General features: G+C 71.4%; 22 protein-coding genes. 4 read left to right on the top strand and 18 right to left on the bottom strand.

What is annotated here, in order from left to right; all coding sequences use genetic code 11:
* Positions 1–23 precede the first annotated feature (23 nt).
* The 7 genes from HUO13_RS13925 to HUO13_RS13895 form a co-directional block, all read right to left on the bottom strand.
* Complete coding sequence (locus HUO13_RS13925; protein WP_211901790.1) at positions 24–908, bottom strand: diacylglycerol/lipid kinase family protein; 885 nt, start codon at positions 906–908, stop codon at positions 24–26.
* A gap of 60 nt (positions 909–968) precedes the next feature.
* Complete coding sequence (gene tatC, locus HUO13_RS13920; RefSeq protein ID WP_211901789.1) at positions 969–1922, bottom strand: twin-arginine translocase subunit TatC; 954 nt, start codon at positions 1920–1922, stop codon at positions 969–971.
* Positions 1923–1941: 19 nt separating this feature from the next.
* Complete coding sequence (tatA, locus tag HUO13_RS13915) at positions 1942–2214, bottom strand: Sec-independent protein translocase subunit TatA (protein WP_211901788.1); 273 nt, start codon at positions 2212–2214, stop codon at positions 1942–1944.
* A 70-nt stretch (positions 2215–2284) separates the two neighbouring features.
* Complete coding sequence (locus HUO13_RS13910; protein ID WP_211901787.1) at positions 2285–2491, bottom strand: bacteriophage holin; 207 nt, start codon at positions 2489–2491, stop codon at positions 2285–2287.
* 18 nt (positions 2492–2509) lie between these two features.
* Positions 2510–3481: a helix-turn-helix transcriptional regulator gene (locus tag HUO13_RS13905; protein WP_211901786.1), complete on the bottom strand. Its 972-nt coding sequence runs from the start codon at positions 3479–3481 to the stop codon at positions 2510–2512.
* Positions 3478–4470 (bottom strand): helix-turn-helix transcriptional regulator, encoded by a 993-nt coding sequence (locus HUO13_RS13900; protein ID WP_211901785.1) that lies wholly within the window; start codon positions 4468–4470, stop codon positions 3478–3480. Before HUO13_RS13900 ends, HUO13_RS13905 begins: the two co-directional genes overlap by 4 nt.
* A gap of 90 nt (positions 4471–4560) precedes the next feature.
* Positions 4561–4800 carry a hypothetical protein gene (locus tag HUO13_RS13895; RefSeq protein ID WP_211901784.1) on the bottom strand — a complete coding sequence of 80 codons (240 nt, stop codon included), beginning with the start codon at positions 4798–4800 and terminating at the stop codon, positions 4561–4563.
* Between the two features lie 370 nt (positions 4801–5170).
* On the opposite strand from HUO13_RS13895, the gene HUO13_RS13890 reads away from it, so the two are divergent.
* Positions 5171–5875 carry an SDR family oxidoreductase gene (locus HUO13_RS13890; protein WP_211901783.1) on the top strand — a complete coding sequence of 235 codons (705 nt, stop codon included), beginning with the start codon at positions 5171–5173 and terminating at the stop codon, positions 5873–5875.
* A 118-nt stretch (positions 5876–5993) separates the two neighbouring features.
* Here the strand turns inward: HUO13_RS13890 and HUO13_RS13885 are convergent, their stop codons facing one another.
* The 3 genes from HUO13_RS13885 to pafA all read right to left on the bottom strand — a co-directional run bounded on the left by HUO13_RS13885 (position 5994) and on the right by pafA (position 9409).
* Positions 5994–6623 carry a class F sortase gene (locus tag HUO13_RS13885; protein WP_211901782.1) on the bottom strand — a complete coding sequence of 210 codons (630 nt, stop codon included), beginning with the start codon at positions 6621–6623 and terminating at the stop codon, positions 5994–5996.
* A gap of 2 nt (positions 6624–6625) precedes the next feature.
* On the bottom strand, positions 6626–7738 hold the full coding sequence (locus tag HUO13_RS13880; RefSeq protein WP_211901781.1) for a hypothetical protein: 1113 nt from the start codon (positions 7736–7738) through the stop codon (positions 6626–6628).
* Between the two features lie 312 nt (positions 7739–8050).
* Positions 8051–9409, bottom strand: coding sequence for a Pup--protein ligase (pafA, locus tag HUO13_RS13875; RefSeq protein WP_211901780.1), 1359 nt, complete (start codon positions 9407–9409; stop codon positions 8051–8053).
* Between the two features lie 246 nt (positions 9410–9655).
* Between pafA and HUO13_RS13870 the strand changes: the two genes are divergently transcribed.
* A complete protein-coding gene (locus tag HUO13_RS13870) occupies positions 9656–11143 on the top strand; it encodes a bifunctional phosphatase PAP2/diacylglycerol kinase family protein (protein WP_211901779.1) in 1488 nt (495 codons plus the stop codon).
* Between the two features lie 73 nt (positions 11144–11216).
* Here HUO13_RS13870 and prcA read toward each other — a convergent pair whose 3' ends face one another.
* From prcA to dop, 4 genes are all read right to left on the bottom strand, one after another.
* Positions 11217–11969 (bottom strand): proteasome subunit alpha, encoded by a 753-nt coding sequence (prcA, locus tag HUO13_RS13865; protein WP_211901778.1) that lies wholly within the window; start codon positions 11967–11969, stop codon positions 11217–11219.
* A 76-nt stretch (positions 11970–12045) separates the two neighbouring features.
* A complete protein-coding gene (gene prcB, locus HUO13_RS13860) occupies positions 12046–12891 on the bottom strand; it encodes a proteasome subunit beta (RefSeq protein WP_211901777.1) in 846 nt (281 codons plus the stop codon).
* A 206-nt stretch (positions 12892–13097) separates the two neighbouring features.
* Complete coding sequence (locus HUO13_RS13855) at positions 13098–13289, bottom strand: ubiquitin-like protein Pup (RefSeq protein ID WP_009945868.1); 192 nt, start codon at positions 13287–13289, stop codon at positions 13098–13100.
* A gap of 154 nt (positions 13290–13443) precedes the next feature.
* Positions 13444–14943, bottom strand: coding sequence for a depupylase/deamidase Dop (gene dop / locus HUO13_RS13850; protein ID WP_211901776.1), 1500 nt, complete (start codon positions 14941–14943; stop codon positions 13444–13446).
* A gap of 120 nt (positions 14944–15063) precedes the next feature.
* Here dop and HUO13_RS13845 point away from each other — a divergent pair, with 120 nt between their 5' ends.
* On the top strand, positions 15064–15585 hold the full coding sequence (locus HUO13_RS13845; protein ID WP_249124775.1) for an NUDIX domain-containing protein: 522 nt from the start codon (positions 15064–15066) through the stop codon (positions 15583–15585).
* A 275-nt stretch (positions 15586–15860) separates the two neighbouring features.
* On the opposite strand, the gene HUO13_RS13840 is transcribed toward HUO13_RS13845, so the two are convergent.
* Entirely contained in the window at positions 15861–16802 is a 942-nt protein-coding gene (locus tag HUO13_RS13840) for an aldo/keto reductase (protein ID WP_211901774.1), read from the bottom strand.
* Between the two features lie 171 nt (positions 16803–16973).
* Positions 16974–18767 carry a proteasome ATPase gene (arc, locus tag HUO13_RS13835; protein ID WP_211901773.1) on the bottom strand — a complete coding sequence of 598 codons (1794 nt, stop codon included), beginning with the start codon at positions 18765–18767 and terminating at the stop codon, positions 16974–16976.
* Positions 18768–19325: 558 nt separating this feature from the next.
* Here arc and HUO13_RS13830 point away from each other — a divergent pair.
* Complete coding sequence (locus tag HUO13_RS13830) at positions 19326–20015, top strand: Rv0361 family membrane protein (RefSeq protein ID WP_211901772.1); 690 nt, start codon at positions 19326–19328, stop codon at positions 20013–20015.
* Positions 20016–20087: 72 nt separating this feature from the next.
* Here HUO13_RS13830 and HUO13_RS13825 read toward each other — a convergent pair whose 3' ends face one another.
* Together HUO13_RS13825 and HUO13_RS13820 are read right to left on the bottom strand one after the other, a co-directional pair.
* A complete protein-coding gene (locus tag HUO13_RS13825) occupies positions 20088–20918 on the bottom strand; it encodes a tRNA (adenine-N1)-methyltransferase (protein ID WP_211901771.1) in 831 nt (276 codons plus the stop codon).
* An 83-nt stretch (positions 20919–21001) separates the two neighbouring features.
* Complete coding sequence (locus tag HUO13_RS13820) at positions 21002–22144, bottom strand: site-2 protease family protein (protein ID WP_211901770.1); 1143 nt, start codon at positions 22142–22144, stop codon at positions 21002–21004.
* Positions 22145–22227: the final 83 nt, after the last annotated feature.

The following is a 22227-nucleotide window of genomic DNA, read 5'->3' as shown; positions in this document are numbered from 1 at the left end:
CGGCAACATTGCCTACCGACCGCTCAGCGCGGCCCCACCACCTGCAGCGCCGCCTGCTCGCACCGCACGCCCACCGGCAGCCTCGCCTGCGGCTCCCCGTCGGCGTAGGCGAACCACCCGTTGTCGCCGCCGAGCCGCACCGCGGCCGCCCGCAGCGTCCGCACCGCCGGGTGCCGCACGTGCTCACCCGAACGCATGCCCGGCAGGATTCGCAGCAGCTCCCGCCGCGACACCTCCCCCACCACGGTCACGTCGAACTCCCCGTCCGAGGAGTCGGCGTCCGGGCAGATCGGGATACCGCTGCCGTACCAGGCGGTGTTGCCCACCGCCACCCAGCACGCGTCGAGCTCGAGCACCTCCGACGCGGTCTCCACGCGCAACGGCATCGGGCGCAGCCCGGCCAGCTCGCGCAGCACCGCCAGGTCGTAGCGACGCCTTCCACGCGGCCACCGCATCCGGTTGGCCCGCGCGCTGACCATCGAGTCGAACCCCGCGCACAGCACCGTGGCGAACCAGCCGCCGCCCACGACCCTGCCCAGGTCGATCCGGCGGCGCTCGCCCCTGGTCATCGCCTCGGCCACCGCCCGCGAGGCCAGCACGGGGTTGGACGGCACGTCCAGCGCCCGCGCCAGGTCGTTGCCCGTGCCCGCCGGGATCACCGCCAGCGCGGTCGAGCTCCGCGCGCAGGACTGAAGCGCCAGGTTCACCACGCCGTCCCCGCCGAGCACCGCGAGCACGTCCACACCGGCGGCGACCGCCTCGGCCGCCGCCTCCGACGTCGCCGCCGCATCCGGCGCCACCACGACCCGCACCTGCGAGACCGCGCGGAGGTGACCGGCCACCGCACCGGCCACCTTCGCCGCCAGGCCGCCACCGGCCGCCGGATTGATCACCAGCACACTGCGCACAACGCCGTATCCTGGCCCAACGGCACCGGGGCCGACCACCTACTCAAGTTGCCCGCTCGATCAGGTGATGTCGTCGTGCTTCGCATGCGCGGACGGTGTCACGTCCAGCTCCGAGGGCCGGTGGTCGATCTCCGAAGCATCGTCCAGGCCGATCCCGGCCAGCCCCTGCTTCTCCAGCTTCTTCGCCTTCGATCGGTCGTGCGCCCGGCACATCACCGCCGCGACGCCGAAAAGCAGGCTCAGCGCGGCGGCCAGCGCCAGCATCGAGATCGGGTCCTGCCCGGGGGTGGCCACCGCGGCGAAGACGAACAGGGCGAACACCAGTCCGCGCCACCAGCTCTTGAGCTTGGCGTAGGTGACGACCCCGGCCCGGTTGAGCATCACCATGACCAGCGGCAGCTCGAAGCTCACGCCGAAGATCACCAGCATCAGCAGCACGAAGTTGATGTAGTCGCCACCGGTGAGGGCGGTGAAGAACGTCTCCCCGCCGAAGCCGGCCATGAAGGTCAGGCCCTCCGGCACGACGAAGTAGGCCAGCACCGCGCCTGCCACGAACAGCACGCTGGCGAAGCCGACGAAGGTGCCCGCGAACTTGCGTTCCTTGGCATAGAGCCCGGGCGTGATGAACGCCCACACCTGGTACAGCCAGACCGGGCTGAACAGCACCGCACCGACCGCGATACCCACCTTCATGCGCAGCATGAAGACCTCGAACGGCTTGGTCTGCAGCAGCTGGCACTTGCCCGGCGTCGGGCTGAAGCGCATCTCCGGGGGCATCGCGCAGTACGGCCCGGTGATCAGCTGCCCCAGCGAAGGCAGGCCGAACACCGTGTTGGAGAACCACCAGAAGCCGAAAGCACCACCGATGACGACCGCCACGAGGGCGACACCGAGCCGGTAGCGCAGCTCGTAGAGGTGGTCGACCAGCGTCATGGTGCCGTCGGGGTTGTGCCGACGTCCCCACCTGCGCCGGTTGGCGCGGAACGGGTTCAGGCGGCGCAGCGGACTACCCACCGTGAGATCCCGCCCTCAGTCACTTCTTGCTGTCGTTGCGCTGCGTTTCCTCGACCGGAGACGCGACCGTCGGGGCGCTGGACTCACCCGCGGTGAGCTGCTGCGGCTCCGACTTGGTCTGCTTCTCGCGCTTGGCGGCCTCTTCGTCTTCCTTCATGCCACGCGCCTCGGCCTTGAAGACGCGGGCGGACTGGCCGAGGGAACGCGCCATCTGCGGCAGCTTGGTCGCACCGAAGAGGAGCACCAAGACACCGACGATGAGTACGAGCTCCCATCCACCTGGCAGACCCATCCGTGCACAACCTTTCGTGAGTTCCCCGCATGCCCATCGTACGCGGGAAGAGTAGTGGTCAATAGGGCCGCTAAACAGACCCGCGCCGACGCTCCGACAGGGCCACCCGGAGGCCCGCGGTGCGTGCTTTCAGCAGACCGGCGCGGTCGCCGACGTCGGAGGCGACGCGCTTCTGCAGGGCCCTGACCCGGCCCAGCACCCGGATCGTCCTGATCAGCAGCAGCAGGAGGAGCAGGAGTCCAACGCCCAGCAGCACCAGGCTCAACACGTACGGCACCCGATCACCGTAACCCGCTCAGGTGGACGGCAGGTGACGTGCCCGCGTCAACGCCTCTTCAGCGCGTTGACGCACGTCACTGGCCAGGTCGTCGGGTCCGCTCACCCGCACCCGGCCGCCCTGGCCGAGCACCAGCCGCACCATCCAGGACCGGTCGGAGTAGCGCATCCGCACCCGCGCCCGCCCCCCGGACAGCTCCACGAGGTCGTCGACCGGGTAGTACTCGGCCACCCACCGGGCGTCGGGCTCCAGTTCCAGCTCCGCCACCAGCTGCTCGGGCGCGGGCCGGAACAGGCCCTCGGAGAAGTCCGCCGGGCGCGCGTCCGGCGGTGGCTGCGCCGGCTCGGGCAGGACCTCGATGTCGTCGATGCGGTCCAGGCGGAACAGCCGCATCCCCTCGGCCTGGCGGCACCACGCCTCCAGGTAGCTGCGGCCGTCGATGAGCAGCAACCGCATCGGGTCCACGGTCCGCTCGCTGATCTCGTCCCGCGACGCGGTGTAGTACCGCATCCGCAGCGCCCGGCCACCGGTCGTGGCCTCCTGCACGGCCTCGCGGACGCCCGGGGCCAGCGGCCCCTCCCGGCCCGCGAGCCCGACGACGACACCGGCCGGCCGGGCCTGGCCGACAGCGTCCTCCACCTTGGCCAGCGCGCGCTGCACGGCGTCGGTGTCGGTGATGCCGGGGGTCTCGGCCAGCGCCCGCAACGCCACCAGCAGCGCGGTGGCCTCCGACGCCGTCAGGCGCAGCGGCCGGTTCATGCCCGCGTCGTAGGTGACCGTGACGGAGTCGCTCTCGAAGGAGAGGTCGATCAGGTCACCGGGGCCGTAGCCCGGCAGGCCGCACATCCACAGCAGCTCCAGGTCGCGCCGCAGCTGCTGCTCGCTGACGCCGAAGTCGGCGGCCGCGTCGGCCACCGGGATGCCCGGCCTGCTCAGCAGGTACGGCACCAGGGCCAGCAGCCGCGGCAGGCGCTCGGTCGCGCTCCTCATGCCCGCATCTCCCCTCGGGGGGTGTCGGAGGCCGCGCCCAGGTGCGTCTCGTGGACGGTCTTGCGCAGCGTGTCGGGCTCCAGCACGACCACGTCGGGCCCGTAGCCGGCGATCCACGTCGCGGCCGACTCCGGGTAGACCAGATCCAGCTCGACCACGTCCCCGGGCACGCCGTCGAGCTCCATCGCGTCGACCACGGTGGACCTGCGCCGCAGGCCATGCGCCCGGCCCTGCTCGATCCACAGCCGCGCCGGGGTGCTCGGCGGCGCCTCCCGTTCACCGCCCGCGACCACGCGCAGCAGGTCCACATCGGGCGGACGCTGCACGACGTCGCGCGGCCCGGTCGCCTCGACCGCACCGACCACCCTGGACAGCCGGAAGCACCGCTCGGCCTGCCTGTCGCGGTCGTGTCCGACCAGGTACCAGCGACCGCGCCACGACACCACGCCCCACGGCTCGACCGTGCGGCGCGTGGCGTCCTGGCTGCTGGGCCTGCGGTAGTCGAACCGGACCACCCGGCCCGACTGCACCGCCGCCAGCAGCGGCGCGAAAGCGGGCTCGCTGGTGCGGACCTTGGGCTCGACCGCGGCGGAGGCGCGCTCGTCGACGTCGACGCCCGCGGCGCGCAGCTTGAGCAGCGCCCCGCGCGCGGCCCCGGTCAGCTCCGGGGAGTCCCACAGCCGGACCGCCAGCGCCACGGCGGCGGCCTCGTCGGGCAGCAGGTCGATGTCGCCGAGCTCGTAGTCCCGGCGCGCGATGCGGTAGCCGTCGGTGAGGTCGAACGCCGAGTTGCGCCCAGTCTCCAGCGGGATCCCCAGGTCGCGCAGCTCGGCCTTGTCGCGCTCGAAGGTCCGGAAGAACGCCTCGTCGTTGGGCGCGTCGGCATAGCCGGGCACGATGCCCCGGATTCGCTCCGCCGTGAGGAACTGGCGAGTGGACAGCAGACACAGCACCAGGTTCACCAAGCGTTCAGCACGCATAGTGGCCACTTCGAAACTCTAGCTCCACACCGGGTGATCAAGTGTTCGGGTGCCCGGGCCCATCGGAGGGGCCCACCGAACGGCGGCGAACGGGCCGCCTCACGTTCCCAGCCGGACCGCGCCCTCACCGGTCAGCACCGCGGGCACCCTGCTGCCCACGTCGTCGGTCCTGGCGGGACCGAGCAGGCCGCCGTGCACGAGCCGGCGGGCGGTGGCCTGGTCGCACAGCGGCAGGCCGTCGACGTAGAGGTCGGGTTCGGAGCTGCAGGTGATCTCCACCCTGCCCTCGGCGACCGCGCGCAGGGTGGCGCGTTCACGGTTGTTCAGTTCGACCAGCATGCCGGATGCCATCTCCAGCCTTTCGTCGTCTCTGCGCTGGGGGTGCCGACCGCGCGCACCTCGGTTTCCCACGCGCGGGACAGCTCGCGGGTTGCCTCGTGGACGGAAGGATTTCCCCAGTGGCGCAAGGACTTCTTAGCGCACGACACCGAGTACACCCGCGTGCGCGCAGAGTTGCCAGAGTAGGAATACCTGACGTCCGGCGAGCACTAATGCGTCACGTCCGTGAAGAGTTGCCACCGCCGCCGAGATCGCTTTGGCGACTCAGGGCTTCGATCTTCTGCTTCTGGACCCATCAGGATTGACTTCATTCGACACTGAATGGGCGAATGTGATCGAGGTCAGGGCCGGTGGCTCTAGGCTGAGGCGCATGTCCTCACCGGTCATGTTGATCACTGGCGCCTCCCGCGGGATCGGGGCTGCGACCGCCCGCGCCGCGGCCGCGGCCGGCTACCGGCTCGGGCTGGTTGCCCGCTCCGCCGACCGGCTCTCCGCCCTCGTCGACGAGCTGGGCCCGGCCAGCGCCATCCCGCTGATCTGCGACGTCGGCGACTGGGCGCAGATCAGCGCCGCCGTCGAGCGCACCGAAGACCACTTCGGACGGCTGGACGCCGCCTTCGCCAACGCCGGCCTGAGCCTGGAGACCTCCTTCCTCGGCGACAGCGGCGCCGACCCCGGCCAGTGGCGGGACCTGGTGCTCACCAACGTCTGCGGTGCGGCGCTCACGGCCCGGGCGGCCCTGCCCGCGCTGGTCAGGTCCAGGGGGCACCTGCTGCTGACCGGTTCGGCGGCCGGACGGGGCATCCGCCCCGGCAACCTGTACTCGGCGACGAAGTGGGCGGTCACCGGGATGGCGCAGAACATCCGCGCCGAGTGCGTCGGGACCGGTGTCCGGGTCACGCTGGTGCAGCCGGGACTCGTCGAGACCGGCATGAACACCCCGGAACAGCTCGACCGTCCCAAGCTGCGCCCGTCCGATGTAGCCCAGGCGGTGCTCTACGCGCTCTCGCAGCCGGAGTCGGTGGACGTCAACGAGATCATGATCCGCCCGACCGGGCAGCACCCGCTGCGCTGAGCGCCTGACATTCCGCTGCCGGAGCCGCAACGCAAGGCGAGTTCGAAGACGGCTTCTGAGCCGACACGCACAACGGCGTGGCAGGAAGGGCCTTGCCCCGCCTGCCACGCCGCACCGGTCACCCGCCCTGGAGCAGGTTCGCGTACACGATGACGTTGTCCCGGTAGCTGTGCGCTTTGCTGTCGAACGATCCCCCGCAGGTGATCAGCCGCAGCTGCGCGTCCGGTGTGCTGCCGTAGACCGACTGCGTCGGGAAGTTCGACTTCGGAACCCTCTCGACGCGCTGCACCCCGAACCTCGCGGTCGTGCCGTCCTGGCGCTGGACGTCGACGACGTCACCCGGCACCAGCTCGTGCAGGCGGTGGAAGACGCCCGCCTTGCCCTTGCCGTCGACGTGGCCCGCGATGACCGCGGGGCCAGGCTCGCCGGGTGTGGGCCCGTTGCCGTACCAGCCCGCCTGCATCGGCTGGGACACCGGCGGCACGTCCAGCGTGCGGTCCGCCCGCAGGCCCAGCTCGACCAGCGACGACCTGGCACCGATGCGGTGGACGTCGATCCGGACCGGCTTGGAGTCCGGCATCGGCGAAGCCACCGGCGCGGACGCCCTGCCGGTGTAGCCGGCCTGGTAGCCGGGACCGGAGCCGCCCGAGGACATCACCGAGCCGCCGAGCAGCAGCAACAGGGCCAGGAAGGTGACCGCCGCCGCGATCAGCAGGCGGCCACCCTTCGAGCTCGTGATCGTGCCCATGACTACCGTCCCTCGGTGTCGCCGTGGAGCTCGCTCGAGCGGCGACGGGTCACGAAGACGCCGATCAGGGCGCTTCCGACCACGACGCTGCCCGCCGCGAGCAGGACCATGTCGTCGGTGAGCCCGTCCGGGCTGCCACCGCCGGTGTCCACCGAGCCCTGCGGGATCTCGGAGACCTGCGCGACTGCGTCGCCGTTCCAGTTGCCGCCCGCGTACGAGCCACCGCCGTAAGTGCCCGAGCCGCCGGTGTACTCACCACCGCCGTACGAGCCGCCGCCGGTGTCGGTTCCGCCGTTGTCGGTTCCGCCGTTGTCCGTACCACCCGGGTTCGGCGCCCCGCCCGTGTCCGGCTTGCCGTTGCCGGTGTCGGGCGGCGGTGTCACCGGAGGCGGAGTCACGGGTGGCGGAGGTGTCACCGGAGGCGGAGTCACCGGCGGAGGCGGTGGCGGCGTCACCGGAGGCGGCGGAGGTGGCGTCACCGGCGGAGGTGGAGGCGTCACCGGAGGAGGCGGTGGCGGCTTGGAGGGACCACTGCAGAGGAACGGCACCGGCACCAGCTTGCAGATGTCGATCGGCGGCAACCCGGGAATCGGCGGCTTCGGCACCGGAGGTGGCGGCGGAGCAGGCGCCGGGATCGGGGGCAACCCAGGAATGGGTGGCAGCCCCGGAATCGGCGGCAGCCCGGGAATCGGCGGCAGGCCGGGGATGGGCGGCAGGCCGGGGATGGGCGGCAACCCGGGGATCGGCAGGAAGTTCTGCTGCGGCTTCTGCTCGTCCTTGGGAGCCTCGACCCGCGGCGTCGTGTCCCGGCTCGAACCGGTGTTCTCGCGGTCGGAGTCGGTGCTCTTCTTCCCAGTGCCGCCCTTGCCGTGCTGCCCGCTCGAGCCGGACGTACCACCGGAACCGCTGTTCGAACCACCGTTGGAACCGGAGCTCCCGCCCGAACCGGACTCGCCGGTCGAGCCGCCGTCGTCGGACCGGCTCCCGCCCTGGCTCGCCAGGTGCACGACCGGCGCGCCGGCCTGCACGCTCTCGGCGAGCGCCGAGACCGGTGCCATGGCGCAGCACGCCGCTCCCGCGAAGATCACTCCTAGGGTCCTGATCGTCTTGCTCATGAGGGCCTCACTCATCCCGCCCGGTTCGGAGACCGGGTGCGTGGCTGATCGGTGTCGGCCGGGCATCGGGCGTGGCCGCATGCCTGGCCTGAACCGAAAGCCTGCTGGTCAGGAGCCCGCAGTTCGATGGAGCGAGCCCCCGGCCGCCGGGTGGGGGCCATAGCTTTCGAGGTGGTGCGGACACCGGCGGGAGGTGGGCGAACGGTGCGTCCGCCGGTGGGGACCTGTACGCCCGGGCCGGCTGAACAGGCGAGCGCGCAGCAAGACGCCGACCGCACGAATGCGGCCGGCGTCTTCGGTCGTGGGAAGTTGCTACAGGGAGCTGATGAGCCGCTCCACCCGCTCGTCCACCGCGCGGAACGGGTCCTTGCACAGCACCGTGCGCTGCGCCTGGTCGTTGAGCTTCAGGTGCACCCAGTCCACCGTGAAGTCCCGGCCAGCGGCCTGCGCCGCCGCGATGAAGTCACCGCGCAGCTTGGCCCGGGTGCTCTGCGGCGGGGTGTCCTTGGCGGCCTCGATCTCGCCGTCCTCGGTCGCCCGGTCCACCAGGTCCTTGCGCTGGAGCATGTCGAACAGGCCCCGGCCGCGCCGGATGTCGTGGTAGGCGAGGTCCAGTTGCGCTATGCGCGGGCTGGAGAGCTCCAGGCCGTGCTTGTTGCGGTAGCGCTCCAGCAGCCGCAGCTTGATCGCCCAGTCCACCTCGCGGTCGATCAGCGAGTAGTCCTGGTGCTCCACGGCGTCCAGCGCGCGGCCCCACAGGTCGAGGATCCGCTCCGACATCGGGTCCGAGCCGCGCCGGGCCACGTGGTCGACGGCCCGCCCGTGGTACTCGCGCTGGATGTCCAGGGCCGATGCCTCCCGGCCGCCCGCGAGCCGGACCGTGCGCCTGCCGGTGAGGTCGTGGCTGATCTCGCGGATGGCGCGGATGGGGTTGTCGAGGCTGAAGTCGCGGAACTGCACGCCCTGCTCGACCATCTCCAGCACCAGGTTGGCCGCGCCCACCTTGAGCAGCGTGGTGACCTCGGACATGTTGGAGTCGCCGACGATGACGTGCAGCCGCCGGTAGCGCTCGGCGTCGGCGTGCGGCTCGTCGCGGGTGTTGATGATCGGCCGGGATCGGGTGGTCGCGCTCGACACGCCCTCCCAGATGTGCTCGGCGCGCTGCGACAGGCAGTACACCGCGCCGCGCGGGGTCTGCAGCACCTTGCCCGCACCGCAGATGAGCTGGCGCGTCACCAGGAACGGCAGCAGCACGTCGGCGATCCTGGAGAACTCCCCCGACCGGCCCACCAGGTAGTTCTCGTGGCAGCCGTAGGAGTTGCCCGCCGAGTCGGTGTTGTTCTTGAACAGGAATATGTCCCCGCCGATGCCTTCGTCGGAGAGCCGGCGCTCGGCATCGATGAGCAGGTCCTCCAGGATCCGCTCTCCCGCCTTGTCGTGGGTGACGAGCTGGACCAGGTCGTCGCACTCGGCTGTGGCGTACTCCGGGTGCGAGCCCACGTCGAGGTAGAGGCGGGCCCCGTTGCGCAGGAAAACGTTCGACGAACGCCCCCATGACACGACCCGCCGGAACAGGTACCTGGCGACCTCGTCCGGGGAAAGCCTGCGCTGCCCGTGGAAGGTGCAGGTGACTCCGAACTCGGTCTCGATGCCGAAGATCCTCCGCTGCATGCTCTCCACAGTAGGCGTATCGGCCGCTGTCGGCGGTCCGCCGTTCGGGCTTGTTTACCGATTCGCACGGTACCAGTGCGTTACATTCCGCCTGGTCACGGACCGATAACTACGCTTCGTGGCCGCGTGTGCACCCCCTGCGGACGGCGTGTCCAGGGCCGATGCGGGCACCCGCACGTGCGCCTGGCCACGCCTGGCGGTGGCGGCCTCGGCTTCCGGCGGTGACCAACGGGTAGCGTTTCGCAGGTGCAGGAATGGTTTCGCAGAGTCATCGACGACGTCAACGCATTCGACCGGGTGCTGGCGCGCAAGAGCGCCGTGCTCCCCCGCAGCGTCGCCGACCACGGGCTGAAGGCGCTCAGCACGGCTGCCAACCACAGCCTGCTGTGGCTGACCGTCGCCGCCGCCCTGTCCGGCGGGAAGGGCGTGACCCGGCGCGCGGCCTTCCGCGGTGTCGCGGCGATCGCGGCCGCGAGCGCGACGACGAACCTGATCGGCAAGCCGCTGTTCCCGCGCAGGCGCCCGGCGGCCGAGCTGATGCCGCCGCACCGCAGGCTCGACGATCCGCCGACCTCCTCGTCGTTCCCGTCCGGGCACGCCGCCTCGGCGGCGGCGTTCGCCACCGCGGTGGCCATGGAGTCGCCGAAGCTGGGCGCCGCGGTCGCCCCGGTCGCGACGGCGGTCGCCTACTCCCGGGTGCACACCGGCGTGCACTGGCCGACCGACGTCGTGTGCGGGGCCGCGGTCGGCGCGGGCATGGCGTGGGCGACCAAGCGGTGGTGGCCGCTGCGCCCGGCCGAGCCCGCGGCCAGCAACCATCCCGCCGAGGCGCCCGCGCTCATCGACGGCCGCGGGATGCTGGTGCTGGTCAACGCCGACTCCGGCAACGGCCAGCTCGACCCCGAGCAGTGGGTGCGCACGCACTGGCCCGCTGCCGCGGTGGTGCGCGCCGAGCCCGCCAACGGCCTCGTCGACGGCCTGCGGGAGGAGCTGGAGCGGCGGCAGGACTCCGTGCGCGCCCTCGGGGTCGCCGGCGGCGACGGCACGGTGGCCGCCGTGGCGGCCCTGGCCACCGAGCGCGGGCTGCCACTGGCGGTGCTGTCGACCGGCACGCTCAACCACTTCGCCCGCGACATCGGCGTGGAGGACCTCCCCGCGGTGTCGGGCTCGGTCGCGGCCGGCTCGGCGGCCACCGTGGACCTCGGCGGGTTCACGGTGGACGACCGGCCCACCGACTGGTTCATCAACACCGCCAGCCTCGGCGGCTACCCGGACATGGTCCGGTTCCGCGAGAAGTGGGAGCCCCGGTGGGGCAAGTGGCCCGCCGCGGCGATGGCGCTGGTGCGGGTGCTGCACGAGTCCGAGCCGCTGGAGGCCGACATCAACGGGCAGCGCCACCGGGTTTGGGTGCTGTTCGTGGGCAACGGCGCGTACGCGCCGCGCGGCTTCGCCCCGACGTGGCGGCCCCGGCTCGACAACGGCACGCTCGACGTGCGCTTCGTGCGCGCCGACCGCCGGTTCTCCCGCCTGCGCTTCGTGCTGGCGGCGATCACCGGCGCGCTCGACCGCAGCCACACCTACGTCGAACGCGAGTGCTCCCACCTGGAGGTCGCGGTGCACGGCTCGCCCGTGTCGGTGGCCACCGACGGCGAGGTCCACGCCCCGGGACGGCGGTTCACCTTCACCGCGCACGAGAACGTGCTCAGCGTCTACCGGCCGACCACAGCGGACTGACGCACCGTCCACTCGGAACGGACGACGCCCTGCTCCCCCGGCGGGGAACAGGGCGTCGCGCGTGCGAGCGGGGTCAGCTCTTCTTGTCGTCCCCGGCGTCATCGGAAGCGTCGCCGTCGGTGGAGCCGCTCTCGTCCTGGTTGGGCAGCAACGCCTTCAGCGCGGCCCCGGTGATCCGCCGGAAGGTCCGGTTCGGCCGCGCGCGGTCGAGCACGGCGACCTCCAGCTGCCCGACGCCCAGCTCCCGCGTGCCGTCGCCGCCGGAGGACAGCGCCCGGATCGCCAGCCCGGCGGCCTCGGCCAGCTCCATCCCGTCGGAGAAGGAGTCCTTGAGGGTGGTGGTGATGGTGTCGGCCTGCCCGCCCATCACCACGTACTGCGGCTCGTCGACGATCGACCCGTCGTAGGTGAGCCGGTAGAGCTGGTCGTTGCCGGCGGTCTGGCCGACCTCGGCCACGCAGATCTCCACCTCGAACGGCTTGATCTGCTCGGTGAAGATCGCGCCCAGGTGCTGGGCGTAGGTGTTGGCCAGCGCCCGACCGGTGACGTCGCGGCGGTCGTAGGAGTAGCCGCGCACGTCGGCGATCCGGACCCCGGCCACCCGCAGGCTCTCGAACTCGCTGTAGCGGCCCACCGCGGCGAAGCCGATGCGGTCGTAGATCTCCGACACCTTGTGCAGCGTCGTGGACGGGTTCTCGGCCACGAACAACACGCCGCCTGCGTACTTGAGGACCACCACGCTGCGTCCCCTGGCGATGCCCTTGCGAGCGAGCTCGGAACGCTCCCGCATCAGCTGCTCGGGGGAGGTGTAGAACGGCATCGTCACGACTGTGCACTCCTGGATCGAATCGTTCGCCCGCGCCCGGGCGGCGAGGTTTCTCGGTGAGCAGGGGTGGGTGGGCTCAGCCGCCCGGGTTCTGCATGCGGCCGTTGACGACCTCGGCGGCGACCTCGGCCGCACGCTCCTCGGACACCCGCGTCGCGCCCTCGGCGCCGGTGATGGTGATGATCGACGGGAAGATCCGGCGCGACAGGTCGGGCCCGCCGGTCGCGGTGTCGTCGTCGGCGGCGTCGTAGAGCGCCTCGACCGCGGTGCGCACCGCGGCGTCGGCGTCGGCGTCGGGGTCGAAGCGCTTCTTCAGCGCGGACTTGGCGAAAAGCGATCCGGAGCCGACCGCGTGGTAGCCGCCGAGCTCGTTGTAGCGGCCGCCGGTGATGTCGTAGGAGACGATCCGGCCGGCGCGGTCGGGATCGTCGGCGTCGACGTCGAAGCCCGCGAACAGCGGCAGCACCGCCAGGCCCGCCATCGCGCCCTGGAGGTTGCCGCGCAGCATCGTGGCGAGCTTGTTGGCCTTGCCGTCCAGCGACAGCGAAACGCCTTCGAGCTTCTCGTAGTGCTCCAGTTCGATGGCGTAGAGCCGCACCATCTCCAGTGCGATGCCCGCGGTGCCCGCGATGCCCACGGCGGAGTAGTCGTCGGTGACGTAGAGCTTCTCCATGTCCCGCTGGGCGATGAGGTTGCCCATCGTCGCCCGGCGGTCCCCGGCCAGCAGCACTCCGCCGCGGAAGGTGAGGGCGACGATGGTGGTCCCGTGCGGGGCCTCCACGGCGCCGTCGGGGACCGGGCGGCTACCCGGCATCAGTTCCGGGGCCGCGGCCCGGAGGAAGTCGGTGAACGACGACGATCCCGGGGTGAGGTAGGCGGCGGGCAGGGCCTGGCCCGGGAACCGGGTCGAGCTGGATTCCATCGGCGACATCGTCTCCTGCTCTAACTGGTGTCACGACAAAACCTGTGACCTGAGGACAGGACTGCACTCTAGTCAAGATCGGCGCGGGTACGGGACCGTCCGCGCCCGCGCGGTGCGCCACCGCACCGCGCCGGGCCGCGCCAGGGCGGTGCCGGGCCGGTGTCCACACCGGCCCGAACCGCCGACGGCGCACGCGCCGATCCGGACTACTGGCCGCCCTTCTGCACGTAGGCGCGGACGAAGTCCTCGGCGTTCTCCTCCAGGACGTCGTCGATCTCGTCCAGGATGGCGTCGACGTCCTCGCCGAGCTTCTCGCGACGTTCCTGACCGGCGGCCTCGGGACCCGATTCCTCTTCGCCGTCGCCGCCGCCGTGCCGCTGAACCTTTTCCTGCGACATCTTGCCTCCCGGTGGTCGCACTCGGCGGATGCCGGCCGACGATGCCGGACATCCATGCTCTGAACACTACCCATCCGACCACCCGTTCGCCCACAGCCATGCGGGCGTCGTTTCGATCATCCGCCCGCTGCTGACGTGCACGAAGCGTGGTGCCTCACCCCTTGGTCAGGGAGTCCACGAGCTCCTCGGCGCTGCTCGCGGCGTCGAGCAGCTCACCCACGTGCGCCCTGGTCCCGCGCAGCGGTTCCAGGGTCGGGATCCGCACCAGCGACTCCCTGCCCAGGTCGAAGATGACCGAGTCCCATGACGCGGCCGCCACCGACGCCGGGTAGCGCTCCAGGCACCGGCCGCGGAAGTAGGCCCGGGTGTCCTCCGGCGGGGAGGTGACGGCCTCCCGCACCTGCTCCTCGCTGACCAGGCGCTTCATCGAGCCGCGGGCGACGAGGCGGTTGTAGAGGCCCTTGTCCATCCGCACGTCGGAGTACTGCAGGTCGATCATGTGCAGCCGCGGCGAGGCCCAGCCGAGGTTGTCCCTGGTCCGGTAGTTCTCCAGCAGCCGCAGCTTGGCCGGCCAGTCCAGCCGGTCGGCGCAGTCCATCGGGTCGCCGCCGAGCAGGTCCAGCACCTCGGCCCAGGTGGCCAGCACGTCGCGGGCGGCGCGTTCGGCACCGTGGGAGTCCAGGTGGGCCGCCGCCCGCTCGTGGTAGGCCCGCTGGAGGTCCAGGCCGGTGAAGCGCCTGCCGTCGGCCAGCTCGACGGTCTGCTTCAGGGCGGGGTCGTGGCTGATGAGGTGCACTGCCTGCACCGGGTCGGCGAGCTTGAGGTCGTCGAAGCGCTCCCCCGCCTCGATCATGTCGAGCACCAGCGCGGTGGCTCCGAGCTTGAGGTAGGTGGAGGTCTCGGCGAGGTTGGCGTCGCCGATGATGACGTGCAGCCTGCGGTACTTGTCGGCGTCGGCGTGGGGCTCGTCGCGGGTGTTGATGATGCCGCGCTTGAGCGTGGTCTCCAGGCCGACCTCGACCTCGATGTAGTCCGAGCGCTGGGAGAGCTGGAAGCCGGCCTTCTCGCCCGCCTGTCCGATGCCGACCCGCCCGGAGCCGCAGATCACCTGCCGGGAGGCGAAGAACGGCGTCAGCCCGGTGATGACCGAGGTGAACGGCGTGCTGCGGGCCATCAGGTAGTTCTCGTGGGTGCCGTAGCTGGCGCCCTTGCCGTCCACGTTGTTCTTGTAGAGCTGCATCGGGGCGGTGCCGGGCACGCTGGCCGCGCGGATCGCGGCCTCCTCCATCACCCGCTCGCCCGCCTTGTCCCAGACGACCGCGTCCATCGGGTTGGTGACCTCGGGAGCGGAGTACTCCGGGTGGGCGTGGTCGACGTAGAGCCGCGCCCCGTTGGTGAGGATGACGTTCGCCGCGCCCAGGTCGTCGCTGTCCGAGCCGTTGGGCTGCTGGGCAGCCGCCCCCAGGTCGAAGCCGCGGGCGTCGCGCAACGGCGACTCGACCTCGTAGTCCCAGCGCGCCCGGCGCGCCCGGGGGATGTCGGCCGCCGCCGCGTAGGCGAGCACGATGTGGGTGGAGGTAAGCACCGGGTTGGCGCTCGAGTCGCCGGGCACCACGATGCCGTACTCCACCTCGGTTCCCATGATCCGCCGCATACCTCGCAGCGTACGGGTTCCGGGTCGGTTGGCGGAGTGCCGGACGCGATGTGTGACCCGGCAATCGCGCCGCGTGCGCGAAGAACTGGTGTGGGTGGTGCAGGTGGGATGATCTCCGGCGTGAGCGGCGAACACGAAGAGGTGGCGACCTACGACGCGTCCGGGCGTGTCGTCGGCAGCGCGCCGAGGGGCCGGATGCGCGCCGAGGGGCTGTGGCACGCGGCCGGCGAGGTGCTGCTGCTGTCGCCCGGGCGCACGGAGGTCTACGTGCACCGGCGCACCGAGACCAAGGACATCTACCCGGGGATGCACGACTGCTGGGCAGGCGGCGTCGTGGCCGCGGGCGAGGACCCCGCGGCCACGGCGGTGCGGGAGCTGGCCGAGGAGCTCGGCGTGACGGGCGTGCGCCCGCGCTTCCTGTTCCACACCGTCCACGAGCTGGGATCGGTTCGCTTCCACGCCTACCTGTACGAGGTGCTGTGGGGTGGTCCGGTCGTGCACCAGCCCGAGGAGGTGGCCGAGGGATGGTGGATGCCGGTGGAGGAGCTGCGCGAGCGGCTCAGCGACCCGAGCTGGCCCCTGGTGCCCGACGGCCGCCAGTTCGCCCAGGAGTGGTTCGCCGGGCGGGCAGAGACGCGCTGAGGGCGTTCGGCGGCGTCAGTGCTTGCCTTTGACGTTTCTTCGACGCGGCGCAGCCGCTTGGCGCACCCTGGCAACCGGCACCGCAGCGGGTTCTCAGGCGTTCTCCGGCGAGGACAGCTCTTTCGTGGCGTATCGGCATACATGAGAAAGAGATCCCGCAACGAGAGAACGCCTGAGGTTCCGCCACCCACACCCCCCACCAAGGCGAGTTCAAAAACAGCCTCTGCGGTTCCGCCACCGCAACCGCTACGCAAGGTGACCACGAAGACAGGCGATCAGTGCCACGGCAGCGCGGCGCGCTCGCCCCAGTAGGTCGCGGCGTCGCGGGTGACCGGCGCGAGGTCGTCGAGGTCCTGGCGGCTCAGCTCCACGTCGCGCACGGCCAGGTTGGACATCAGCTGCTCCACGCTGGCCGGCCCGATGAGCACCACGTCCGCCCAGGGCTGCGCCAGCACGTGGGCCAGAGCGACGGCGTCGGGGCCCACTCCGTGGCGCTGGGCGACCTCGAGCACCGCCTCCGGCGGTTCGACCACCAGCCTGCCGTTGGCCAGCGTCTCCTTGACCAGCACCCGCCAGCCGCCGTGGTGGGCCTCGGCCAGCGCCCGCCCGGCCGAGGGCTCCATCGAGTTCCACGTCGACTGCACGGCGCTGAACAGCTGCGCACCGCCCACTTCCAGCTCCCAGCCGCGTTCGACGGCCTCGGCCTGCGCGGCCCCGCTGGTGGAGAAGCCCAGCCGGACACCGGAGTCGCGGATCCGGGCGAGTTCGTGCTGCAGTTCGAGGTCCTCGAACAGCGGGCTGTCGGCGGTCAGGGAGTGCACCTGGTAGAGGTGGACCCGGTCGCCGAGCAGCTTGCGGGTCTCCGCCCACTGCGCGCGCAGGCGCTCCACGGAGTGCTCCTTGACCTCGTGGACCTCGGTCTCGATCCGCCACTGCGCCACGTAGGCGTAGCCCCACTTGCTGGAGACCGTGACGTCCTCGTGCCCGCGCTCGGCGAGCCAGCCCGCCAGGAACTCCTCGGCGCTGCCGTAGGAGCGGGCGGTGTCCACCCAGCGCAGCCCCTGGGCGTGCGCGGCGTCCAGGACCAGCTTGGTGCGCTCCCGCATCTCGTCGGCCGTGCGCAGCCCGGGCAGGGCCCCGGTGCGTCCCACGTTGATGTAGGCGGGGCGGCCCAGCGCCGCCAACCCGACGCCGAGGCGCTGTTCGGTCGAGATCATGCCCCGAAACCTAACCGGTCGGGGCGCGAGCCGACACTCGGCGCGGTCCGGGGCCGCCACCGGCGTGGGTGACGGCCCCGGGCTCGGTCGTGCTCGTACTTCCAGCGGCGTCAGCCGCTTGGCCCACCCGGGCGACCTGCGTTGCCCGGCAGGGCTACCACCACACCGCGCCTACAGGTACTGGCCGGTGTTGGTGGCCGTGTCGATCGCCCGTCCGGACTCCTGGTTCTTGCCGCTGACCAGGGTCCGGATGTAGACGATGCGCTCGCCCTTCTTGCCCGAGATCCGCGCCCAGTCGTCCGGGTTGGTCGTGTTGGGCAGGTCCTCGTTCTCGGCGAACTCGTCGATGATGGCGTCCTGCAGGTGCTGGACCCGCAGACCGGGCTGGCCGGTCTCCAGCACCGCCTTGATGGCCGCCTTCTTCGCCCGGTCCACGATGTTCTGGATCATCGCGCCGGAGTTGAAGTCCTTGAAGTACAGGACCTCCTTGTCCCCGTTGGCGTAGGTGACCTCCAGGAACCGGTTCTCGTCGGTCTCGGCGTACATCCGCTCGACGGTGGTCTGGATCATCGCCTCCACGCACGACGCCTGGTCGCCGCCGAACTCCTTGAGGTCCTCCTCGTGGATCGGCAGCTGCCTGGTCAGGTACTTGGAGAAGATGTCCTTGGCCGACTCGGCGTCCGGACGCTCGATCTTGATCTTCACGTCGAGCCTGCCGGGCCGCAGGATCGCCGGGTCGATCATGTCCTCGCGGTTGGAGGCGCCGATGACGATGACGTTCTCCAGCCCCTCCACACCGTCGATCTCGCTCAGCAGCTGGGGAACGATCGTGGTCTCCACATCGGAGGACACGCCGCTGCCGCGGGTGCGGAAGATCGAGTCCATCTCGTCGAAGAACACGATCACCGGGGTGCCCTCGGAGGCCTTCTCCCTGGCCCGCTGGAAGATCAGCCGGATGTGCCGCTCGGTCTCGCCCACGAACTTGTTGAGCAGTTCGGGACCCTTGATGTTCAGGAAGTAGGACTTGGCCTGCCCGTCGTCGTCGCCCCGCGAGGCGGCGACCTTCTTGGCCAGCGAGTTGGCCACCGCCTTGGCGATGAGCGTCTTGCCGCAGCCCGGAGGGCCGTAGAGCAGGACGCCCTTCGGCGGCCGCAGCTGGTACTCGACGTAGAGGTCGGAGTGCAGGAACGGCAGCTCCACCGCGTCGCGGATCTGCTCTATCTGGTTGCCCAGACCACCGATGTCGTTGTAACCGACGTCGGGCACCTCTTCCAGCACCAGGTCCTCGACCTCGGCCTTGGGGACGAGGTCGTAGGCGTAGCCCGCCTTGCTGTCGACCAGCACCGAGTCGCCGGCCTTGAGCGTGCCCTCGGCCAGCGGCTCGGTCAGCCACACCACGCGTTCCTCGTCGGTGTGCCCGAGCACCAGGGCCCTTGGACTCTGGTTCGCAGCGTCGACGGGCAGGAGCTCCCGGAAGGTGCACACCTCACCGGTCTGTTCGAACGCGCCCGCCTCCACCACGGTCAGCGCCTCGTTCAGCCGCACCGACTGACCGAGCCGCAGGTCCTCGGTGGTCACGTTGGGCGACACCGAGACCCGCATCTTGCGGCCTGAGGTGAACACGTCGACCGTGCTGTCCTCGTAGGCGTGCAGGAACACCCCGTAGCCGCTCGGAGGCTGGGCGAGGCGGTCGACTTCCTCGCGCAGGGCCATGAGCTGGCTGCGCGCTTCCTTCAGAGTTTCGGTGAGTTTGGCGTTCCGTTCGGTGAGCTGGCTCACTCTCTCGGATGCCTCGGCCAGCCGCTTTTCCAGCAACCGGACCTGCTGAGGGGACTCGTTGAGCTTTCGGCGCAGCAGGGCCACCTCGTCCTCGAGAAGACGAATCTGGCTGTTGAGCTCGGCATCTCCACCGATCTGCTGCTCGCCGCCCTCCTCAGGCCGGCTGCCGGGACGGTCGTGCTGCATGTCGGCACCCTCCTCCCGTGCTCGTACCACCACGGTACCGGCGATCACCGACGACGGCGGCGTCGTGATTGCCCGCCGGATCGCCCAGAGTGCCACACAAATCGGCGAACTCACATGAATGACGCCGGGTTGGTACCGCCGCGACCGCCTGCAGCCGGCCTCCGGCGACCACGCTGTGTCGATGATCATGGTCCGTTCGGTGCGGCCCGGGGCGCCCCGGCGGCGCGGATACCCCGTGGCAGACGGGCATGTTCGGCGTTGCGCCACGCCCCTTGGCGACCCGCTGTGGCATCCGGGTGTACGACTCCGGCAACCGGGTGTCATTGCCCGCGCGCCCACCGTGAGCAACCCGGAACTTCTCCCATCATTTGGAACAACCCCGTCGAGCGGGACCCGCCGAGCACGGCGGCCGCCGCGGGCCGGTGACGTTCCGGAGAACGATTCGGTGCCAAATCGTCCACTCCCCACACCGCCCTCGGCGCGCTCTGGTCTACTTACGCCCGCCGTGCACACCGGACGGCGCCCTTGACACCGGAATCACTCGGGGGAGGACGTGCAATGACCTATCCGCCGCAACAGCCAGGTCCAGGCGGGTGGGGCCAGCAACCCGCGGGCGGCGGCGGGATTCCCGCCCAGGGCCCGCAGCAGCCACCGCAGCAACCGCAGCAGCAGCCGGCCTGGTACGGCAACCAGCACACCGGCTGGGGCCAGCCCGGGCAGCAGGCGCAGCCCACGCAGCAGGTACCGGCGTTCGGGCAGCAGACGCCGCCACAGGCGCCTGACTGGGGCGGGGAGTTCGGTCCGGGGAGCTGGATCCAGGAACCGGGTGGTTTCGCCGACGTCGAGCCGCCCCGCAGGAAGTCGAAGCTGCCCTGGATCCTGGGTGGCGTGGGCGCGGTGGTCGTGGCGGGCGGGGTGGCCGCCGGGCTGTTCTTTTTCATGGGCGGCGGCCCGGGCGAGGCCAGGCCGGCCGCCCAGGTGGTCGTGGACAAGGTCAACGCCCACGACTTCGCGTGGCTGGCCGGCAACCTGTGCCAGGCCAACCACCAGCAGCTCAAGTCGGCCCTCAACCAGCTGGAACCGTGGCAGTTCGACATCCGCCTCGGCCAGGTCACCGAGCAGGGTGAGCAGGCCACCGCCAAGATCTCGGGCACCTACGTCGAGGACGGGGTGGCCCACCCGGTCGAGCAGACCATGGGCCTGTCCGTCGAGGACGGACAGTGGAAGCTCTGCAAGCTCGAGCAGTGACCCGAAGCGGTCCGAGCGGCCCGTCCCGGCGTGAAGCCGGGGCGGGCCGTTTCGCATCGGCGCCCGCCCGGCTCAGCCCTTGCTCGGCCTGCGCTGGGGCCTCGGCGGGGTCACGCCGTCCGCCAGCCTGCGCGTGACCAGCAGGAACGCGGTGTGGGCGACCATCCGGTGCTCCGGGCGGACCGCCATGCCGACCACGTGCCACGGCCGGACCAGCGTCTCCCACGCCTGCGGCTCGGTCCAGCACTGCTGCTCCCGGATGGCCTCGGTCACCCGCGAGAGCTGGGTGGTGGTGGCCACGTACACCACCAGCACCCCACCGGGCACGAGGTTGTCGAACACCGTGTCGAGCACGTCCCATGGCGAGAGCATGTCCAGCACCACCCGGTCGACCTGACCGCCGTCGTAGTCCTTGACGTCGCCGACGCGCAGGGACCAGTTCGCGGGCACGTCGCCGAAGAACTTGCGAACGTTGCGCTCGGCGTGCTCGGCGTGGTCCTCGCGGACCTCGTAGGAGATGACGCTGCCCCCGTCCCCCACCGCGCGCAGCAGCGAGCAGGTCAGCGCCCCGGAGCCCGCACCGGCCTCCAGTACCCGCGCACCGGGCCTGATGTCGCCCCACATGAGGATCTGCGCGGCGTCCTTGGGGTAGATGACCTGCGCCCCGCGCGGCATCGAGAGCACGTAGTCGGCGAGCAGGGGCCGCACGGCCAGGAACGAGGTGCCGCCCGCGGAGGTGACCACCGAGCCCTCCGGGCTGCCGATCAGGTCGTCGTGGGCGAGCGCGCCGCGGTGGGTGTGGTACTCGCCGCCGGCCTGCAGGACGACGGTGTAGTGCCGTCCCTTCGGGTCGGTCAACTGGACCCGGTCGCCCGGCCGGAACTCACCGCTGACGGTGCTCACTCGCGTCTAACCTCCTGGATGTCTGTCCGCCGACCGGCGGGCACGGCGGACCATCGTCCCAGAAGGACCCGGCGCTTCCTCGCTCACCCGCGCCGTGCGTGCGCGTGCAGCGCGCTGCGCAGATCCTCGCGGCGCAGGACTCCGTTGGGCCTGCCGTCGGCGTCGAGGACCAGGAACTGCCAGGCCAGTACCGACTGCACACGTTCGAGGACCGCCTCGGGCGGCTCGCCCGCGAGCAGGATGGTGTCCGGGCCGACCGGCTCCGACGCCCGCTCCGCGGGCTCCAGCGGCGCGTGGGCGGCCAGCCGCTCGGCCGCGGTCTCGTCGAGCAGCCCGACGGCCAGGCCGTCGGCGCGCACCAGCACCACGCCGCGGCCCGCGGCGGCGACCAGCGCGTCGCGCACCGGGCTCTCGGCGGGCAGTTGCAGCACCGGGCGGACCAGCTCCTCCAGCCGCAGCCCGTCCGGCCAGTGCCTGCGCTGCTCCGCGTTGTGCTCGGAGCCGGCCCCGGCGACGACGAACCAGGCCAGCAGCACGCACACGCCCAGTCGCAGCCACTGGTCCTCGGCGTTGCCCAGCAGCCCGACCAGCGCCCACACGATCAGCCCCACCGCGACGGCTCCGGCGCCGACGACCCCCGCGGTCGTACCCGCGTGCCGCCGTCCGGTCACAGCCCAGGTCAGCGCCCGCAGCATCCGCCCGCCGTCGAGTGGCAGTCCGGGCAGCAGGTTGAAGAGACCCACCGCGAGGTTGGCCACGCAGGTCTGGGCGACCAGCAGCCACACCGCCCCGCCCGGCGGCAGTGCCAGCCAGCCGACGCCGGTGAGCCCGGCCAGCGCGATCGACACCGCCGGTCCGGCGACCGCGACGACGCCTTCCTGGCCGGGTCTGGGCGGTGTCCTGGAGATCTCGGTGATCCCGCCGAGCAGGAACAGCCGCACGCGGCGCACCGGCAGTCCGAGGCGCAGCGCGACCACGCAGTGCCCGAGCTCGTGCAGCAGGACCGAAAGCGCCAGCAGCACCGTGAAAGCGGCCGCGACCAGCCCGCTGGTCAGGCTCGTCGCACCGGGCAGCAGACGGCCCACCAGCGGCGTGTAGAGCAGGACGACCACCGCCGCACCCACCCACCACGACGGCGACAGCAGCACCGGCACGCCGGCGACCCGGCACAGCAGGAGCCCTCCTTCGCCGTGCCGCGCTCGGCCCCGTCCGGACGTGGTCGCCATGGGCGCAGCGTAGAACGGCGGAGGTGACCGGGTCGTGACCCGGCACGCCGTCAAGCGTGTCGGGCAGCTCATCTAGGGTCTGG

It is taken from the genome of Saccharopolyspora erythraea (assembly GCF_018141105.1).
In the GTDB taxonomy this organism is placed as follows: domain Bacteria; phylum Actinomycetota; class Actinomycetes; order Mycobacteriales; family Pseudonocardiaceae; genus Saccharopolyspora_D; species Saccharopolyspora_D erythraea_A.
This window is presented reverse-complemented; position numbering and strand designations above follow the sequence as displayed.

Coding starts and splice junctions, on each gene's coding strand:
- prcB (WP_211901777.1), bottom strand. CDS start 12,891: ATGGAATCCAGCTCGACCCGGTTCCCGGGCCAGGCCCTGCCCGCCGCC.
- dop (WP_211901776.1), bottom strand. CDS start 14,943: ATGCGGCGGATCATGGGAACCGAGGTGGAGTACGGCATCGTGGTGCCC.
- HUO13_RS13855 (WP_009945868.1), bottom strand. CDS start 13,289: ATGTCGCAGGAAAAGGTTCAGCGGCACGGCGGCGGCGACGGCGAAGAG.
- tatA (WP_211901788.1), bottom strand. CDS start 2,214: ATGGGTCTGCCAGGTGGATGGGAGCTCGTACTCATCGTCGGTGTCTTG.
- pafA (WP_211901780.1), bottom strand. CDS start 9,409: ATGCAGCGGAGGATCTTCGGCATCGAGACCGAGTTCGGAGTCACCTGC.
- HUO13_RS13820 (WP_211901770.1), bottom strand. CDS start 22,144: ATGGCGACCACGTCCGGACGGGGCCGAGCGCGGCACGGCGAAGGAGGG.
- HUO13_RS13905 (WP_211901786.1), bottom strand. CDS start 3,481: ATGAGGAGCGCGACCGAGCGCCTGCCGCGGCTGCTGGCCCTGGTGCCG.
- HUO13_RS13890 (WP_211901783.1), top strand. CDS start 5,171: ATGTCCTCACCGGTCATGTTGATCACTGGCGCCTCCCGCGGGATCGGG.
- HUO13_RS13880 (WP_211901781.1), bottom strand. CDS start 7,738: ATGAGCAAGACGATCAGGACCCTAGGAGTGATCTTCGCGGGAGCGGCG.
- arc (WP_211901773.1), bottom strand. CDS start 18,767: ATGCAGCACGACCGTCCCGGCAGCCGGCCTGAGGAGGGCGGCGAGCAG.
- HUO13_RS13895 (WP_211901784.1), bottom strand. CDS start 4,800: ATGCTGGTCGAACTGAACAACCGTGAACGCGCCACCCTGCGCGCGGTC.
- HUO13_RS13885 (WP_211901782.1), bottom strand. CDS start 6,623: ATGGGCACGATCACGAGCTCGAAGGGTGGCCGCCTGCTGATCGCGGCG.
- HUO13_RS13840 (WP_211901774.1), bottom strand. CDS start 16,802: ATGATCTCGACCGAACAGCGCCTCGGCGTCGGGTTGGCGGCGCTGGGC.
- HUO13_RS13830 (WP_211901772.1), top strand. CDS start 19,326: ATGACCTATCCGCCGCAACAGCCAGGTCCAGGCGGGTGGGGCCAGCAA.